Source organism: Terriglobales bacterium (genome assembly GCA_035651655.1).
In the GTDB taxonomy this organism is placed as follows: Bacteria; Acidobacteriota; Terriglobia; order Terriglobales; family Acidobacteriaceae; genus DASRFG01.
Genome location: DASRFG010000002.1, coordinates 251,217 through 269,990, shown reverse-complemented (window position 1 = coordinate 269,990; position 18,774 = coordinate 251,217). Strand labels below are relative to the sequence as shown.

Below are 18,774 nucleotides of genomic sequence, written 5' to 3'. Positions count from 1 at the left end.
GATTTTGCCGGGTCCAACGGCCACAAACTGCCGAACGGGATTAAATGAAGATGCAAGACAAGCACCAGCTGGGATTGCAAAAGTTTAAGGAAGGGAACTGGGCCGAAGCTGTCCGACTTCTAGGACACGCTTTGGGCGAGGCCGAGAGCAGCGAATGTTGGAACGATTGGGCCGCTGCCCAATTCGCTTCCGGCAATTCTTCGGACGCCGAGGAGGGTTTTCGGCGTGCCCTCGAGGTGGATCCAGGAAACCTTCAGGCCGCCGGCAATCTTGGTGCCTTGCTTTCCGAATCCCGCCCTCATGAGGCTTTTCCATTTCTTGAACTGGCCCGCTCCTCGGTTCCGGAAGATAACCGGGCGTTGGTTGACGCTCTGCGCGAACGCTGTCGCCCGGCATGGAATTTAGAATCAATACGGCGCAAGGACGACGAAGCATTACTGCGCCCCTTCGCGGACGACGATCAGAACGCGCGCTCCTATTATGAAACTCACCTGCAACGCTATCTCACAACTCTGGCTTTGCTACCCCCGGCCATTCCCGGGCAGAAGCTGTTGGAGTTGGGAGCAAGCTTCCATCATCTCAGCCCAGTTCTGCGGAAAAAAGGTTATGACGTGCGCTGTACTGACATTTGGGAAGGAGAAAAACAATACGTCGGCAAAGTACCGTCCTCTGACAACTCCGAAGACCTTACGTTCGTGGTTGATAACTTCGATTTACAGCACACTCCCTGGCCGTATGCTGATCATCTTTTCGACGTCGTCCTTTGCAGCGAAATCATCGAGCACCTCAGCCATGATCCTATCGCCGTCCTGGCTGAAATCAATCGCGTCCTCAAAGCCCGCGGCCTGCTGCTTTTGACCACCCCAAATATTGCCAGCGCCAAGAGCGTTCTCCACCTTTTGCGCGGAGATAGCCCCTACGTTTTCGGCCAGTTCTTTCGTGATGGGCTCGCCACCGACCGCCACAACCGCGAGTACACCGCGGGCGAAGTGCGCCGTCTGGCACAGGCCGCTGGGTTTGAGGTGCTGCACCTGAGCACACAAGATAGTTGGTGGCGCGATCAGCGCACCGCACTACGCCATCTGGCCGCCATGGGATTGACCATTTCCCTTCGCGGCGACAACACCTTCCTGCTCGCTCGCCAGCAAAGTCCGGTGATCGAGCGGTACCCATCTGAGTTTTACTCAGACATGGGGTCGCAAGCCCAACGTCGTCAACAGCAATCCAGCGTATTTCCGGCGCAGACGCGTCCCATCCCCGCCGCCTCCGCAGCCCAGACTCGCGTGCTGGTCGTCCACGAAGTTCTGCCGCATTTCGATCGCACTGGTTCCGATGCCCGTTTGATGCAGGTATTGAATTCGCTTCTTAAGCACAATTGCGCGTTGACCTTCATCGGCAGAAACGGCATGAACTGCGATGCTTACAGCCCAGCCCTTCGTGATCTCGGGATTAATGTTTATAGCGGTAGTATCGAAAGGCAGGGTTGGCTATCAAGCGACCACCCATTGACTCCGTCACTCCCGGAAATACTGTCTGACGGTAAATTTGATATCGCTCTTCTGTGCCACTGGTTCTGGGTGGGATTGTCCATCCCCGAACAATATCTGTCCGACATTCGGCGACTTTCCCCGCAAACTAGAATCGCCATCCTCTCCGACGATCGTCACGGAGAGCGCGAAATGCGCCTCGCTCGACTCACCGGTTTGCTCTCAGATTATGAACGCGCCTGCGACTATGAACAGCGCGAGTGCGAGCTCTATCCTCAGGCCGATTTGCTACTGGCTATCTCGGATGACGACCGTCGCGGCATGCTCGGCCACGATCCCTTCCTGCAAATTGATTTGCTCCCCATGGTGGCCGAGCCAGGCCCTCCCGGACCCGCGTATGAACAGCGAAACAATATTCTCTTCCTCGCCAACTTCGAGAACGCCGCTAATTGCGATGCCTTGCAATGGTTCGTAGAAAACATCTGGCCTGACCTGCGGCGCCGACTTCCAGAGCTACAGCTTTCTCTCGTCGGCAACCACGTGCCCGGCACATATTCATCCCAGCCAGGAATTGCGGTCCGCGGATATTTACCAGAACTGGCCCCTTGCCTGGGAGAACATCGGGTCTTTATCTCTCCATTGCGCGTGGGTACTGGCATCAAGACCAAGAATCTGATCGCGCTGTCTCACGGGCTGCCCCTGGTCACCACCTCGGTCGGAGCCGAAGGCATGGCTCTTACCCATGGCCAACATGCGCTCATCGCTGACACGCGGGAAGATTTTCTCGCCGCGATCATTCGGCTCTACACCGATTCCGCGCTATGGCAGCAGCTGGCGGAAGCGGGAAGGGCCCACATTCTGGAAAGGTTTTCGCAGCAAGCCCTGGACAGGCAAGTAGCGCTGGTCCTGCAGAAATTACGAACGCTCGAGAGCAAGCCTGCTGCCGATGAAATCTGTTCCTTTCGCCGAGTGGAGCGCTCCCATCCCAACCTATTGAAATTAGGGGTCGGACGTCCGGCGATCGCCGAGCGGGCTCGAGCCTACATCGAGCAAGGGAGGAAGTTGCTCGCCGAAGGCCATGCCAACGCGGCACGCGAACAACTGCGGCATATGTTTACCTTCGTGCGCGAGCCGCTTCCGCGCGACCTTGTCTTCGACTCCGCTTATTCCTGTCTTGCCGAATGCTACCGCCGGCTTGGCGAACCGGAAATGGCCGAACGTTGGGAAAAACAGTTGGCTATTCCAGCCCATCCACTTTCTTCCAAGGTTCGCGAAAAGCCTGCGCCAGTTCGCACCCGCTCGCGCACGGGAAACCCCGCTCTGGCTTTGTCCATGATCGTGCGCAACGCCGCCGCAGACTTGCCCGTCTGCCTGGAGAGCGTGCGTCACTTGGTTCAAGAAATCATTATTGCTGACACCGGCTCTACTGATGACACCTTCGACGTCGCCCGACAATTGGGAGCTCAGGTGATCTCCATTCCCTGGCAAGAGAACTTCGCCGACGCCAGAAACCTGGCGCTTGAACCGGTGCAGTCGGACTGGGTGCTGGTTCTCGATGCGGACGAAGAACTCGATCCTTCCGCCGCGGATCTTCTCCCCGCGTTATTGAAGCGCCCCGATGTAAGCGGCTATCGCATTCCCTTGCGACATTATTGCCGTAATGTGCATGCGCGCGGGTGGGACCGCCGTGCACAGAGAAACACTTCCACGCTGCCACGCGCCAGTGCTTACCCGGCATACGTCGAAAAAGAAATCGTTCGCCTGTTTCGCCGCGATCCTGATATCCGGTTCATAGGCCGCGTTCATGAGAATGTTGATCTCAGCATCCTGCGCCGTGGCGGAAAGATAGGCGACGCAAATTTCTGCATCCACCACTACGGCTTCACCGGCGATCAATCAAAGCTGGCAGAAAAGAACCAGTGGTATCTAAAGATGGGTCGCCTGAAAATACAGGAAATGCCGGACAGTGCTCTCGCGCACATCGAAGTAGGGCTGCTTGAACTTGATACTTTTGGTCGTCCCCAGGAAGCCTTGCAGTGCTTTCAGCGCGCGTGCGAACTGGAGCCGCAGAATGCTACCGCCTGGCTGTTCGCCGGTATGTCCCACATCCAGCTTGGAGACGATGTTCAGGCCCTTGGCTGCCTTGAAAAGGCGGAGCGCCATTGTGGCCTGAGCCCGATGATAAGTGAAGCCCGGGGCGATGCAAATTTCAATCTGGGGAATTTCGAATCAGCTGCTCGAAGTTTTCGCCGCGCCTGGAAGGCCTCTGAGAGTGACGCCAATTTGGAAAGCAAACTCGGCCTGGCCGAACTCCGCCTGGGAGAGGTCCAGACGGGCTTGGCGCGAATGCGCCGCGCACTCCAACGCGAGCCCGATCGCGCGCAACTTCATGACCGGCTCATTACGGCGTACATTTCTGTGGGGCAGCTCAATCAGGCGGCCCAAGCCGCTGAGCGCAAGCTTGAGCAGACTACTCCTTCGCCGGAAGGCTTTTTGCGCGCCGCCGCCATTCATTTCCAGCTTCGTGCTCACGACCGCAGTCATGCGCTCCTCGTGCGCGCATTGCAGCTTTTCCCGCACTCCGACCGGCTCGCGAACGCCCTGCACCAAATCGAAAGTAACGTAACCCAAGTCGCTGACGGCCGCTGATCGCGCCCTCGGTGAGCACATCTCATCTCCCTTCATATCGGAACCGGATTGAATCAGTTAAAGCCACGGTCGTTCCCGCCGATGATTCACTTGAACGCAGTCGGTTCCGTGAGGCAGGACGGATCCTCTCTGGGTAACCAGGGCGGCGGCCCAGCGGGTACCGGACCTAAAATTCAAGGCCCAACAGGAGCGATGATATGGCACTTAGCATCCTCAATAACATCCCGTCAATTGCCGCACAGAACCAATTGGCAATTACGGGCGCAGGACTGCAGCAGACTCTGTTCCGCCTCTCATCCGGTTCCCGGATCAACAGCGGCGCAGACGATGCAGCAGGTTTGGCCATTGCCGACGGCTTACGAGCGAACATAACCGCTCTAACTCAATCTTCACGCAACGCCAATGACGGCGTCGGCAAGCTGCAAGTGGCCGATGGTGCGTTAGCGCAGGTCACCAACCTGCTTAACCGCGCCGTCACGCTGGCTACTGAAGCTTCCACCGGCACCGTATCCAACGCCCAGCGCACCGCGCTGGACTCTGAGTTCACAGCCATTAAGTCAGAAATTGACCGTATCGGACAGAAGACAACTTTCAACGGCACACAAGTTTTTCTTGATGCCACCGGTCCGAATCTGAACACTCTGACTGGATCCGTGACCTCGCTGACCCTGACTTCTGCACTTACCAGCGGTGACACATTCATTGTCTCCGCAGGCGCTGCGACTTTTACCTTCACCGCTACCGGCACCAGTACGGTTGCCGACCTGCTGAACGCCGTCAACTCGGATGCTACCGTGGGCGCCAAGGCAACATTAACCGGCGGATTCCTTACCATCAGTGACCCGCTGGGGCGAGGTAACCTGTCGGTCACCGGAACGGAAACCGGAGGATCATCGGACTTGGGCAGCTTCGCCAATCCCACCGCTTCTCTGGGCGCAACCACCAACATATTCCTCAGCGACTCCACGTCCGGCGGTGCCAGCACCATCGTGGTCTCGGTGGGAGGGCTCAGTTCTTCTGAACTGGATAACGGCTCCAACCACGTGACTCTCTCCACTGATCTTCTGACCAGTGACGTAGCCGCCCAGGCCGCACTGAGCGACATCAACCAGGCCATCGCCAACGTTGCCGGCAAACGAGGTGGAATTGGCGCCGGCATCAACCGCCTGCAGAGCGCGGTATCCGTCATCAACAATCAAACCCAGAACCTGACTGCTGCGCAAGACGGCATTCGAGCTGCCGACATCGCGCAGGAGGTGGCGAACATCACCAAGTTCTCCATTCTTAACCAGACAGGTATTTCCGCTCTGGCGCAAGCCAACCAGGCGCAGCAAAGTGTACTCAAGCTGCTCCAGTAATCTACTGAGCTCACGGGGGAGCGGGTTTTCACCCGCTTCCCTTGAGTTTTTCTCATGAGGAATTAATTCATGGCAACACTTCCCATCAATCTGAACAGCGGAGCCGCATCCGGCAATGGCATAGATGTGACCGCCGTCGTTGATCAGCTCATGGCCACGGCTCGGTTACCTGAAACGTTGATGAAAGCTCAGCAGGCCCAGCTTGCATTGCAGTCTGCCGCCCTGGCCACCATCAATAACTTGCTTGCCAACCTCCTCACTAATGCCAACGCGCTGAGCGATGCATCCGGAGCTCTCGACTCCCGCGCCGTCACCTCTTCCCAAAGCAACATTCTTACTGCCAGCGTGCTGTCATCCGCAGCACTGGGTTCACATACCATCGTCGTCGCGAACCTGGCCACCACTGGCTCTGCCTACAGCAACTCACTGGCAGACGGCACAACCACCTTTGCCACCGGCGTCTTCACCCTTCAGGTGGGAGCAAATTCAACTCCCATCACGGTGGACAGCAGCAACAATACTCAGAATAAGTTGGCGGCCTATATAAACAGCCACTCTTATGGTGTAACCGCCAGCGTGATCAAGGATGACAAGGGCACCCGCCTGACCTTCGTTGCAAATGTCAGCGGTGATTCTGGCAACATCACCATTGACAACAGCACCAATACCACCGGCCTCACTTTCAACCTCGGCTCAGCTGGCGCCAACGCCAACCTAAGCGTAGACAGCGTACCCATCAGCAGCGCCACCAATACCATTACCGGCGCGATACCAGGCGTCACCCTGAATCTGTTGAGCAGCGCGCCCTCCACTCCGGTTACCATCACCATCTCCCGCGACGTCTCCACTGCCACCCAGGCCATCAACAATTTTGTAACCAACTACAACAATCTCATTAAGACGATCAACGCCCAATTTACCTATAATCCCATCTCCAATACCGCGGGACCACTGGCCGCGGACAGTTCGCTTAGCAACTTGCAGTCGCAAGTACTCTTTGACGTCTCTTACGCGATCGATCACAACAATGGCATCGTGAACCTCGCGTCCATCGGCGTGAACATGAATAATGATGGCACGCTGACGGTGGATAGCGTGGCATTGAACGACGCCCTTACCAACCACTCGGCTGACGTCAAGAACTTCTTTCAGCAGGCCTCGCCGGCTGGATTCGCCACCCACCTCAAGGCAGAACTCACCGTCCTCAACGACCCGACCTCAGGACTGCTGTACACCGATCTTGCGGGAATCAAAAATTCTCAGGATTCGATCTCCCGCCAGATTGACGACTTTGAAGTTCGCATGGCCGCCAAGCAGGACTTGTTGACTCGAGAGTACGTTCAGATTGACGTCATGCTGCGGCAACTCCCGCTGTTACAGGCTTCCGTCAGCGGACAGCTTGCCAGCCTGGCGGGTTTGAATCCAACGGGTCACTGATATGACCTTCGACGCCAGACGCGCATACTTGGAATCCGCCGTCCGCGGAGCCCCGCCGACGCGCCTGGTAGTGCTTCTCTACGAGGCCGCTATCAGCGATCTGCAGCGCGCGCTCGCCGCCGTTCGCTCCGGAGACGTGGAGCGGCGCACTGCCGAGATCGGCCATGCACTGGCGATCGTCGGCCAACTCCAGGCCACTCTGGACCTCGCGCGTGGTGGTGAGGTTGCCCAGAATCTCGACCGCTTCTACTCGGTGGTTCGCGCCAAGCTTTTGGAAGCTCAAATCAAGGGCTCTGCCGAACTGCTCGAAGAGCAATCAGGCCACTTTCTCTCTCTTCGCGACGCATGGTTGGAAGTGGAGAAAGATGTTTCTCGTCCCACTGTTCTGCCCAACAAGACGCAGTCAGCTCTTCCGCCGCCGGCGACGCCGGTAACAGATGGACCTGCCAAGCAGTCAAAGTGGAGTGGATGACAATGCACGACCTGCTGACCAATTTGCGCTCACTGAATCAAATGTTGGAAGCTTGCGTCCGAAACGCCGTGGATCCCAAATTTGAACCCAAACCCGAAAATTTTCAGGAGCTTCAGTCCCTTCTGCGCCTGGGCGAAAATCTGTTTGCCGGCAATTCCGTTGACCGCGCTCCCGTTGTCGAAGTGGAACAGCAACTCGCGCTCTACCGTGGGCATTTGCAGCAGTTGGCATCGTTGGTGCCAACCTTGCAGATCAAGTTGAACTTGCGACGTCAGCACCTCGGCAAAAAGCGTGAACACCTGCGCGCCGCGAGCGCTTGGTCGCAAGCCGTGCGACAAACCACGAAATGAGCTGTCGATTACGAGTGATAATATGTCGTGCGATGGCGTTTTGTAACCCCAATGTTTGCTATAAGTTGCAATCCTCCGCCCCTTGCATTCTTGGCTTTTTGGCGGTATCTTAAGCTAACGCAGGAGTTAGCTCTGGCCCGCCAGCGGGGCGTCGGACGCGTATCTGCACAGCCGGCCGAAGCAACTTAAGGCCGCCATTATGACTCGAAATTCAGAGCGAAAGTTTTGAGCGAAAACAACCAAAATCGCGACCTTGAGCGTTACAAGCTACTCAAAGGCGCCTACAGTCGCGTGGCCCGCCGGCTGGATGTTGACCGTTCGTTCGTCAGCCGCGTCGCCCACGGCGAGAGACGCTCTGGCCGAGTAGAGCAGGCGCTTGCCGCCGAGATGCGCCGCATTGAGAAACGGCTTGCCGGCAAGGACCATTCGGCTCCCGAATCGGCTGTCGAACTCGCATCCCCAGCTTCCCGAGAAATCGTAAAAAACTCTGTCCTGGTGGTGGACGACGAGCCCAACGTGGCCAATACCGTCGCCCAAATTCTGCGCGAACACGGCTTCGAGTCCCGTGTCGCCTATGGCGGCCAGGAGGCCATCCGCGAGGTCGCGGCCCACGCCCCGGACATTATTATTTCTGACGTGGTCATGCCCCACATCAACGGCATTGAGGCCGCCAAGGCCATTCACGAGATCTCCCCGGGCACGCGCATCGTCCTCTTCTCCGGCCAGGCGATGACCAACGACCTGCTGCACACTGCGCGTTCCCAGGGATATTCGTTCGAATTGCTCCCCAAGCCCGTCGAGATCAACACTCTTCTGGATACCCTTCGCGGCACCGGGGAGAGCCCGTTCTCCATTGCGCCTTACGCCCAGGCCTGAGCTGTAGCATTGCTCCCCAATGATTCCGATCCTATACGAAAGCCTGAGCTACCGTGGGAGCGTGGGCCTTCAGGCCCACGAAAAAATTAAGCAGAAAAGAGGGCTTTAGCCCCTGCGCGTCTATCCACAGGAGCTGAAGCCCTCCCCGCAGATCGTACGGAAGCCTCAGCTAGGAGCCAGCCCGGCAGATAGTGGCGCCCCAATCTTCACGCGCCCGGTCCTCGTAACCCATTCCGCTTCAACGTCATCGCCGCCATCCCAGTTATTACCAAAGGCTCTATACCATGCGCATCTGGCGGCCCGCGTCCGCCCTGCCTAGAATCTCGGAGCCATAACTATCTTCTTCTATGCACCTTTTTGACCTCATTCCGCGCGGCATTCAATTCAATATCCCCCTCACCACCATCATTAATTACATCCCGGTGGTGGCGACGGTCGTTACCTGCGTGCTCAGCATCGTGCTGGCACGCGCCACCCTGCGCTACGCCGAGGCTAGCGACAAAAGTCTTGCGCTCGCCCGCGAGGAGTTCGAACGCGAATGGTCGCCCGAACTGCACATTAAGCTGGAGCGCGTCTCCGCCAAGGAAGCTCGCATCGTGGTCACCAACCTGGCCAAGCTTTCGGTGCTGTTGCAGTTGGTGCAGTGGCGACGCATCTCCCACGCCGTGCCCTTCGAGCGCCACCCGGTGAACGACCCCTTGCTGGGCGGCACCACCTGGACCCACAACATCGGACCGCGGCTTCTGGCCTGCACCGGCGAGGACTTCGAAGGCACCATCGCCGCCTCGGTCACCTTTTACGCCTCCGGACGCCTCTTCCGTACCGACTGGTTCCGCTTCCAGGCGCAGGTCAGCAACGGCAACATCCTGCGGCTCGATCCCATCACCGTGCCTGCGCGCCGCGTGCAAGTGCTCGACACCCGAGGCACCCGCTCCGCCCCCGCTCCCCGCCGCGAACTCGTCAAAGACGTTACCGGCGAGCTGGTAGCCGCCACCAAGAACGACGACTAGCAGGGAGAGCATCGGGCAATTGCGTGATCGGTTGATCGGGTAATCAGGAGAATCTGGCTGCCCTCCTGAACAATCACCGCTTTGACCTGTCATTCACCGCGCATACCTGCTCTTAAATTCCCCGATTGCCCGATTCCGCAATTACCCAATTACCGCTCAGTGATCTTTGGCATGGCGCGTGCGTCCCTACCCTCCTCCCCCCTCTTTAGAACCATGAAGTTAGGCATCCATAAAGAGAACACATTCTTGAAGGCGGGAGGAGTATAGGCCCATGCTGGGTTCAGTCCGCGTTTAACCGGTACTTGACAAATATCCCTCCACTTCCTCACCCTGCATATAGCATTCCGGTTGCGGAACGGGGTAATTATCCCTTGACAACAAGTATCGCCTCTGCCAAGGTCGAATTGCCGTGACGGGGCATCTAAAGGTAATGAGGGCTCAGTCTTTGGTGCCCTTTTGCTTTTTATTAAGACGGTACAAAATACCGTCTACAAACATACGTTTTGGGTCTGGTTTCCCGGACGCTCCAATGGCCTTATTGGTTCGGAGATATTGATGGACGCGTACAATTTCAGAATCCGCGGCATCTCTGTAAGAAACCAGTTGGCTCATTGTACAGAATGGTTCATCGGCTTCGATGCGTGCAGGATGTCGATCTTTGAGCACAATCATCGTGAATTCGCCATCTTTGGCTCGTTGCCAATAATTACCGTCATTGAACATCTGGCACATTTCCTCTTTGGAGATGCGCTGGATTGGTATAGGATGCTCTGCTGCCATGATGTCACTGATTGAACTGCGGGAACAAATCGCCAAACTTATCAGCGGCAAGCTGTCGCTGGATGACTTTGAGGATTGGTTCGCTCAACGCAGTTGGAATATGCATAAGGATTCGGAGATAGACGCTCAACGTTTGGCATACGCCATTGAACTCCGTCTCGCCGAACATGATAACGGACATCTTCCAGAAGCAGAACTACAGCGAGAGCTGAGACAGTTGCTGGAGTCACCTGTCAGGATTTCATTTGGCGGCCCAGCACCATCTGTGTACATCGGTACTGCTTCCACCATCAGCGGACCTCTCACGCAGTCGTCGGAGTGGCAGATTGTTGGTACGTCACCCTCAAAGGCATCCGGGTCACCATCTCGTCATTAAGATAGACTGCGAACCAGAACACCCCCTCCTCATCTACAACAAAGTTGAGATCGCCACGCAATACATTGCCGCGCTCATCATCCCCCTCGAATAGCGTAGGAATTTCGATAGCTGGTAAATCTCTGCCACTGGGAGAGTGAGGCCGTATCCGTACTAATTGCTTACCCCTTAGAATGCCCGACCTAAACAGAAGCAAAATCTGAAATCGCAAGACTTGGTTCCCCATTGTAGGAGACGGACCAACAACGTTGAATCTATCGAAAATCCGGATAATGCTAATTGCCCCGTCCATTTCCATGAGAATTTTCTCGCAGAATACGGCAACCGAGAGATACGCAGAGAATAGGTTTTCTTGGTCTGGCATTGATGGCTTCTCCTTGCGGAAGACCAACACTAATAGCGGAGGCGCGTGAGTTTCGACCCGCATGATACACTCCTAGCTGGAGCGCATCAAAGGCGCTTCGGGCCGACAAATTGTTTATGGCCAATCACTCCAAGAATCCCGCGAAGAAGACTGAGAGTGAAACGCGACCGTTCACACGGTCTGAGTTTGAGCGGATGCTGCAACGGGCGGTTGAGACGCCAGCTCAGCGACCGTCGCCAAAATCGCAAAGAAAATCAGGTTCCCGGTCTCGCGGCGGTTGTACTGGAAAGAATACTCGTTGAGATAGCTCTGCAAGTATTTCTTGCTTACAGAGTGGTACACGCCGCCCAATCCTCTTTTTACCAAACTCCAAAGTCCTTCGATGGTCTGAGTGTGAATCTGTTTCCGCGAGCCAGTGACGTAAACGCGGGCGTTATGGCGAATCCGGTAATGCCGATACTTCGGCCCTTCGATGCCATCATACGACGGATGTTCATCACTGAATATCACACTTCCGGGCACTACAAACTCTTTAATGAATCCATGCAGAGTGGGTTTCTTTGCGTCAGGCGCAACACGCGCAATCACACGCCCGCTTTTGCGCTGTACCACTCCGAGAACGGTGGTCTTGGGCTTCTCAATTGCCCGCAACCACTTGCTGCGGCCACCGACGCACATTTCGTCAACCTCAACTGTGGAACCCTCCAATCTGATGTCCTCCGACACCAGAGTGCGAATCTGCTTGAACATCCGCCATGCGGTTTTGTAGGTGACGCCAGTCTCGCGTTGAATTTGTTTAGCGGAAATTCCGCAACGAGTAGAACCTATTTGATACATCGCGTAGAACCACAAGCGCAACGAAGTGCTGCTGTGCTCAAAAATGGTTCCCGCAAGCGGGTACAGGTGATGTCCGCAATAGTCGCAAGCGTAGGCACTGCGGCCAGAGACGCGATGATGTTTGCGAAGCGCACCAGCGCAATCCCCGGAATCACATTTAGCAACGTGACCCGGATAGCGCATCTCCATAACACGCGCAAGGCAAGCGGCATCGTTCGGAAATTCCTGATGGAATTGTTCTACGGTGTACCGCAGTTCTTTGGGGATAGCCTGTCTGCGATTCATGGTTGACCTCAGAAGCCCGCGCCGTGACGCGCCAGCAGAAACATCACGAGAACAAATAGGATGAAAATGAGCCATCCAATTGCGTTCCGCTTCTTCACAACCCCATTATCGCTTTTCTATCTACTTGTTGTCAAGGGATAATTACCTTTCGGCTGTCAACATAGCCCAAATCTTTGATTCCATTGTGGGGAGAGGGGAGGGGGGTGGGGTACCCGGTGCGCGCGAGGACAGAAGTCCCCGCGCCCACGCCCTCGGTCTACAACATGGGTTGCAGGAACATGTCGCCCATGGGATGGGCGGTGGCGGCTGCTCCCGGACATCCCAGCAGGTGCATGGCGCCGCACATGGTGCGCAGCAGGCTTTCGTGGTTGTACCACGTGGTGGAGTGGTAGCCCTTCTTCACCTGCGGCCCGATCACCAGTGTGGCCACGCGGCCGCCGCAGCCTGTTCTCTTGGACGCCGAGCAGCGATTGTCAGTGGATACGTGGCCCTCGTCAAAGACCACAAACATCAGGCCGTCGCCGTCGGGCTGGAAAGCAGGTTGGGCGAGTAGCGCCGGCACATGGGCAGCGAGCCACTTGTCCATTGCGCCGACCGTGCCGTTGTGGGCGTCGTCCATGCTATTCGGCGTGATGTAAATAAAGTTGGGAGAGGCGAACAGCTGCAGGTTCGCCATAAACAGCGGATACGGCATGTTGCTTTGCGAATGGCAGGTCTCCGGCGAGAAGTAATCGAGCGGGTTGTGGCGGCGCATGTAGCTGCCCGAGTAAAGGCCGGCGTAGCCAGGGTACGGCAAATCTTCTTGCGCGCTGGTCCAGGTCCAGGTGGGGTGCGCGCGCTTCATCTCGCGAATAATGTTGTTGGTGCTGAAGCAGGAGAGGGTGTAGTTGTCGCACTTGCCGGCGGAGTCAGCGGAGACATCTTCGCCAGCGATGTAGTGCATGATGGCGCACAACGAAGAATGCCGATCGGCATAGTACTGGTCGGCAATGGCGCCTTTCGCCGATGAACCCTTGAACAGGGAATTGAAATACGGCGCAGACGAGCTGCCGACGACTTCCTCGTAGCTGTGGTTCTCCAGAGCCACCACCCAAACATGCTTGGAGTACAGTTTCACAACTGTCGTCGGGGGAGGCGGCGGCGGAGAAGCCTTCGGTGCAGAAGCCGCGCTATGCTTGTTTGCGGTAATGCCGGTGGAACCGCCGCAGGAAGCCAAGATCAGAACAAAGAGCAACGTCCCGAGCTGCGTAACCTTTTGTCTCACAATTTTCTCCTGACTCAGGCTGGACGCAGTGGCGATGTGCGATTGACTGCAGCAAAACTACAAGCACTTGACGGGCGTAAGAATCGGTTGAATCTCTGAGTGACTTGGAGACTTTCTCCCTAGGGGCAGGAAGTTGTGCACAGGAAGATCTAATGTTCACTAGGTGTGGACGCGCGGAAAGAATCACCAGAAAAAAATTGACACGTTCAAAAAAGAAGGATAGCAGGTACGCGGCGGCGGTATTCGCGATATTCGTCACCGAAGCGCTGCTCGAGTTCGCGGTCTTCCACGCGAAGCATGAAAACTCCGGTGATGATGGCAAATACGGTAAGGGCGAAGCACACCGCCAAGCCGGTACCGATGCTCCATCCCATGAGTTCGCAGAAGTGCGCCAGATAAATCGGGTGACGCACGCGGGAGCGAATGCCGGTGGTGACCAGGCGCTGCTCATGACGCGCCGGTTCGAGTTCCGGGCGGCCTCCCAGTTGTTCTCTGCTGAAGCGTCTGCCGCCGGCGCGATAAAGCAGGATGCCGCAAGCGAACAATGCGACCGCCGGAATCCACGAGAGTGGCGTGCGATACAGTTGGACGTGACGCCAGGGCCAGGTGATTGCGCCCAGGATGATCCACATCAGCAGCCAAAGCGGAACTAGCACGCGGTATGGCGAGCGGCTACGGGCACGCCAATATTCAATCCGGGGATGAATGATCAGCCAGAAAGACGGGATGCTGCTGTAGATGATGCACGCCAGCCATCCCACCGTCTGAAGGAACCGGAGCACGTTGCGATTCTAGCAGCGGCAACCGCTTATTGCTTTTTGGCGATGCGTGGACTGTTAGGGTTCGGTGGATTTGACTTGTCGTTCTCGGCAGCAGCGATCGGGTGCAGCACGAATTTGGCGGAGCCCATATTGTCAAAACGGTCGTAGGCGCGGACCACGATGATGTGCTCCTGCGACTCGCCGTTAAATTGCAACTGGGTAGCCACTCGCGGCCCGTGAGAGGATTTGTTTGGCGCCGCGTTTACGTTTGCCGCTACGGCTTCTGCACCGGACACGATGAAGTCGTAATTCTCGGCACGGGAGTCGGAGATCTGCCCTACAGGCTCCACGTATTGCCAGTCTTGAGCATCAACCGAATACTCGGCGCGCTTAATGGGAGAAAAGCCGTCCACCGCGCGAAAGCTGACGCGCACTTGCTCACCATCGTAAAAAGCTTTGAGGTCCTGAATTGCGGGCGGCGTAGTGTCCACTTCAAAGCGTGGACTCTCTTTTTCCGCACTCAGCGACTCGTTAGGCGAATGCGAAGGAGCATCGGAGGCGACCACCTTGATGCTGTAACCGCCGTCGGGAAGCAGGCTGGCGTCGAAGGAGTAGAACCTGTCCTCAACATGGTCTTTCAGCAAGAGCCAGCGACTGTCACCATCGCCGCGATAGTAGAGCGAATAAATAAGCTGATCGTCATTCTCATCTCGCGAGTTCCAGTGCACCGCAATGGAACCGCGATCGTGAATTGGGGGCGGCGGGTTGGAGTCGAACTGCTGTGGCCCCTGACCCGAAGCTGAGGCGCCCACAGGCTTGGGCGTGGGCTGATAGCGGCTGCCGATTTGCACTCCAACTTCCTCAATTTCGGGGGCCACGTTCTTAGGCAAATAATTCAGCACTACAGAATCGAGGCGAGGCGCTGTCTTGCCATCGTGCAGGACCGCCTTCCACTGCACGAAGCGTGCGGAGGGAACGCCAACCGGGACATCTTTGAGCGGATCAAGTCGCTGCCAGGGGCTCCAATTGCGATCAGGATTGTCAACATTCCCGCTGCGAGCAAAAAAATCTACGCTGCCGGACGCCCGCATCTGAGCGCGCCCCCACTGGGAAAAATTCTTCGCATCGTAGACATCACTCTCGTAGGAGCCTTGCGTCTCCGGGCCGGGTCCGAGCAGGAACAGCTTTCCAAAATTACTGGTAGAAGCGTAAAGCCCGCCGCTCGGCGATTTGGCGAATGCTGTTACCTGATTGGCGCTCGCCTTTAGTAAATCGGCAAAAACATCATCACCGCTGATGGCATAAATTCGGCCTTTATTGCCTGTACCCGCCAGCAAGGTGCCGTGCTGATCAAAGGCGAGGGCGTAGACAAGGTCATCGCGCGAGCTCCAGATGCGCAACGGCGCGCCATCGGGCGCGATGCGGTAGATCTCCGATCCGCCAGTGTTGGCAAAGATTGCGGTAGAGAACACCGGGGTGGGAGAAGGCGATGCCCCGCCCAGGGAGATCGTGCCTTGGAGTGAGCCAATTGTGGTCACGGGGCCGGTCACGGGCATCTGGCCGGGAGCGGCGGAAGGCGCGCGTTTCTCACCTGCCCCGGCTGCGTAAATGTTGCCGGCGCTATCGACTGCGAGCGCGGTGATCTCTTTTTTGGGCGCGCTGTAAAGCACAAACGCTTCGCCTTGCGGCGAGATGCGATACACCAAACCGCTGCCGTCGGAACCGGCGATCAGATTACCTTTGGGGTCGAAAGCCATTACCCGAATGTGGGCTTCATCACTCTTAAAGAACACCGAGTGCTGGCCGTCTTTTCCCACGCGGAAGATCTGCCCACGATCGCCAGTGGCAACGTACAGGTTGCCCTGTTTATCGAGAACCAGGTTCCAGATGTACTTGGTTTCAGGATTGAAGTACACCGAGGAGCTGTAAGAACGATCCACGGGCATCGGTGCAGAGGCAGACTGACTCCGGTCGGTCTTCTCGGTCTCCGCGGGAGTCTCCTCGGTGGGGGCGGCACCGGCTTTGCGATGCACGATCTTGTAAACCTTGCCATCAGGGGAGGTGGCGGCGAAGATGGCCCCGCTCGGGTCTACTACCAGCGATTGCACTTGGAGTTCGTGCGGGGCAAAGATGAGGTTAGCTTTTCCGTCCTTAGCAATGCGATACACACGAGCGGGCGAGCCGGAGGCGGCGTACACGTTGCCATCACTGTCCGTGTCAATTGCCCAAATGTAAGTCGAAGGAGTGGTGGACAAGGGCTTGAAGGAAGGCGCCAGCGCGAGCGAACCATCATTGCGAATGGCGACGCCGGTGGCGGTGCCTTTTTCGAAATCGTCGAAGCTGGATTGCTCCCAGGTGCGTGTGCCCTCGCCAAATGAAAGCGTGACGAAAACAATAACTGCGGCCAGAGAGAGGGAAATATGACGCACTTGATACCTCGATCAGAAGATGCAGGGAAAGTTCAGGTTACCATGCACGCGGGGTGGGCTGCACGCGTGGATAGCGCATTCGGCCACAAAACTTCCTTACTTAATAGTTAAGGTAATTACCTGCGCGCCCGCCACTTCGTAATCCAGCGGCGTTGAAGCTTCATCAACCGCGGATTCGCCGAGTACCACCATGTCCTGGGTGCCACGCATCCCGTCCATCACGTTCATAACGGAAAGAGGCATGGTCGGCATGACCTTGTCCTGGACCATGGCTTCCGGATTCGCCTCCAGCAACGAGACGTACAGGCGATCGTTAGAGTGCTCTTTATTCAGCATAGCAACCGTGGAACCGAGATCGAATTGACGGCCAATGCCCATGCCACCGTGCCGCATGCGATCGAGAGTATCGCCATCGGAAACGAGAATCCGCAGCGCCCCTTTAGGTGTGGAGGTGGGCACGCGTACCGGAATCTGGCGAACCATGCGTTCACCGCGGTAGGGCCGCAATACGGTCTCGACTACAATCTCGTCGCCGGGACGGGCTTCAGTCATATCGGTGCGAGCGCTTTCCAGGCGCGCAGAGCGGCGCTCATTCACCAGATCGAAGCTCAAATCCACGCCGCGGATTTCAGGGACTTCGTAAGAGTTGTCAAAGATGCGGCCAAAACGCTCGCCGAGCGAAAGGGCGATCAGCACACCTGTGGGCTGGCCGCCGTCGACCGGAGCGAACATGTCACGCAATGCGACGTCGGGGTAGCCGTTCACCTTGATGGTTCCCTGCATGCGATAAGTGGTGCCTTCGCCGTATTCGTTAACTCCCTGGAGAGCGCTGAACACGGTGGCCATCATGGCCATGGGGCTGATCTTGCTGTTGTTGAGAACTTCGTAATGGAATTCCTTGGGACGCGATATGCCATGGATGCTGAGGGTGACCGGGATCATGTCCGGCTTCCTGCCGAAGACACCCATGATTCCGGTGTGACGATCCTGTACGAAGGAACCGACTGCCTCGGTAGTGTTGACGATTTTGAAGGCGTTCGCAGGCGAGGGCAAGGTCGCCAGAACCTGCGCCTTATTCATGGGCAGATCAATTCTGCCGAACTGCATCAGCGGGTGGCCGCAAGCCAGTAAATGTGAAGCATCCGCGTAGGTCACTGTGCAGGTGGCGGCGATGTTCATATCACCGCGGACCAGGACCGCGCTGATGGAGGAACCGGCCTCGATGGGCTCCGGCTGCTTAGCATCGCTGAATGATCCCGCACCCATCACCGGAACAATGCCGGCAGCTTGGAACTGGGGCGCGAAACGCCTGAAGGCTTCTTCCGTGAAGCCGTTGAACACCAGCGGCGTATCAATGGGAGTCAGGTAATTGGTGTAGCTGGAAGTGCCGGAACTCGATCCCGGGCCGGAGGTCTTGCTGACCACGTTCGCAGTTTTGCCTGAACCTGGCATTCCTGCTGCTTCGCGCGTATCTAACTCGCCGATTTCCAACATTTCCTGGATTGGAGTTACGCCGGCGATTGGCTCTTTCGAGAACTCGCCAATGCGAAATGCGAGCGCGCCCGCCAGTTTGCCGTCGAAGTAAACCGGACTGCCGCTCATTCCGGCCACCACACCGGTGTACTCGGGCTTTGTCCCGTGCAGACGGACAAGGATAATGTCGCCCTTCGGACCATTGACATTCTTCATCACGCCAAGAACTTCAACATCCATGGGCTCGGGTTTGACGCCTTGGAATACGGTGTACGCGACACCGCGCATGCCAGCGTGAATTTGCTCCAAGGGGATAATCTTGGCCTTCATGGCGGTCGCATCGCGACCTACACTTGTTTGAGACGCAGATCCGAGAAGGGTAAAGGTAAGTACCAGCGGAAGGACGAGGCGCACACTAATTTTTTTCATTGAGAACAGCCACTCTCCCCGGCATTTTTCAGGAAAATGCCAAAGTCTTTATGTTGAGGGAGGCAGGCCAGACGCGAGATAATTGACCAGATCGCGCCAGGTTGCATCTATAGTACAGAGACTCACATACCAGAGGC

The 18,774-nt window shown here is 56.8% G+C and carries 14 protein-coding genes; 8 read left to right on the top strand and 6 right to left on the bottom strand.

The genetic code is table 11. From position 1 onward, the window contains the following. Positions 1–44: 44 nt before the first annotated feature. The 7 genes from VFA76_02135 to VFA76_02105 all read left to right on the top strand — a co-directional run bounded on the left by VFA76_02135 (position 45) and on the right by VFA76_02105 (position 9,639). Entirely contained in the window at positions 45–4,136 is a 4,092-nt protein-coding gene (locus tag VFA76_02135) for a glycosyltransferase (GenBank protein ID HZR30639.1), read from the top strand. 197 nt (positions 4,137–4,333) lie between these two features. Continuing rightward, positions 4,334–5,494, top strand: a complete 1,161-nt coding sequence (locus VFA76_02130) for a flagellin (protein HZR30638.1) — start codon at positions 4,334–4,336, stop codon at positions 5,492–5,494. A gap of 69 nt (positions 5,495–5,563) precedes the next feature. After that, on the top strand, positions 5,564–6,931 hold the full coding sequence (gene fliD / locus VFA76_02125; GenBank protein HZR30637.1) for a flagellar filament capping protein FliD: 1,368 nt from the start codon (positions 5,564–5,566) through the stop codon (positions 6,929–6,931). A 1-nt stretch (position 6,932) separates the two neighbouring features. Next, the gene (fliS, locus tag VFA76_02120; protein ID HZR30636.1) at positions 6,933–7,403 is read left to right on the top strand and encodes a flagellar export chaperone FliS; all 471 of its coding nucleotides are present in this window, start codon (positions 6,933–6,935) and stop codon (positions 7,401–7,403) included. A 2-nt stretch (positions 7,404–7,405) separates the two neighbouring features. Continuing rightward, on the top strand, positions 7,406–7,753 hold the full coding sequence (locus VFA76_02115) for a hypothetical protein (GenBank protein HZR30635.1): 348 nt from the start codon (positions 7,406–7,408) through the stop codon (positions 7,751–7,753). Between the two features lie 225 nt (positions 7,754–7,978). Then, positions 7,979–8,629, top strand: a complete 651-nt coding sequence (locus tag VFA76_02110; protein HZR30634.1) for a response regulator — start codon at positions 7,979–7,981, stop codon at positions 8,627–8,629. Positions 8,630–8,976: 347 nt separating this feature from the next. Beyond that, complete coding sequence (locus tag VFA76_02105; protein HZR30633.1) at positions 8,977–9,639, top strand: hypothetical protein; 663 nt, start codon at positions 8,977–8,979, stop codon at positions 9,637–9,639. A gap of 438 nt (positions 9,640–10,077) precedes the next feature. On the opposite strand, the gene VFA76_02100 is transcribed toward VFA76_02105, so the two are convergent. After that, complete coding sequence (locus VFA76_02100; protein HZR30632.1) at positions 10,078–10,419, bottom strand: hypothetical protein; 342 nt, start codon at positions 10,417–10,419, stop codon at positions 10,078–10,080. Here VFA76_02100 and VFA76_02095 point away from each other — a divergent pair. Next, positions 10,418–10,795: a hypothetical protein gene (locus VFA76_02095; GenBank protein HZR30631.1), complete on the top strand. Its 378-nt coding sequence runs from the start codon at positions 10,418–10,420 to the stop codon at positions 10,793–10,795. The genes VFA76_02100 and VFA76_02095 overlap by 2 nt on opposite strands. Positions 10,796–11,330: 535 nt before the next feature. Here the strand turns inward: VFA76_02095 and VFA76_02090 are convergent. The 5 genes from VFA76_02090 to VFA76_02070 form a co-directional block, all read right to left on the bottom strand. Further along, positions 11,331–12,281, bottom strand: a complete 951-nt coding sequence (locus tag VFA76_02090) for an IS1595 family transposase (GenBank protein HZR30630.1) — start codon at positions 12,279–12,281, stop codon at positions 11,331–11,333. Positions 12,282–12,537: 256 nt separating this feature from the next. Beyond that, on the bottom strand, positions 12,538–13,545 hold the full coding sequence (locus tag VFA76_02085; protein ID HZR30629.1) for an alkaline phosphatase family protein: 1,008 nt from the start codon (positions 13,543–13,545) through the stop codon (positions 12,538–12,540). 206 nt (positions 13,546–13,751) lie between these two features. After that, positions 13,752–14,327, bottom strand: coding sequence for an isoprenylcysteine carboxylmethyltransferase family protein (locus tag VFA76_02080; protein ID HZR30628.1), 576 nt, complete (start codon positions 14,325–14,327; stop codon positions 13,752–13,754). Between the two features lie 26 nt (positions 14,328–14,353). Beyond that, complete coding sequence (locus VFA76_02075) at positions 14,354–16,735, bottom strand: WD40 repeat domain-containing protein (GenBank protein HZR30627.1); 2,382 nt, start codon at positions 16,733–16,735, stop codon at positions 14,354–14,356. A gap of 96 nt (positions 16,736–16,831) precedes the next feature. Next, on the bottom strand, positions 16,832–18,637 hold the full coding sequence (locus VFA76_02070; GenBank protein HZR30626.1) for a SpoIVB peptidase S55 domain-containing protein: 1,806 nt from the start codon (positions 18,635–18,637) through the stop codon (positions 16,832–16,834). Positions 18,638–18,774: the final 137 nt, after the last annotated feature.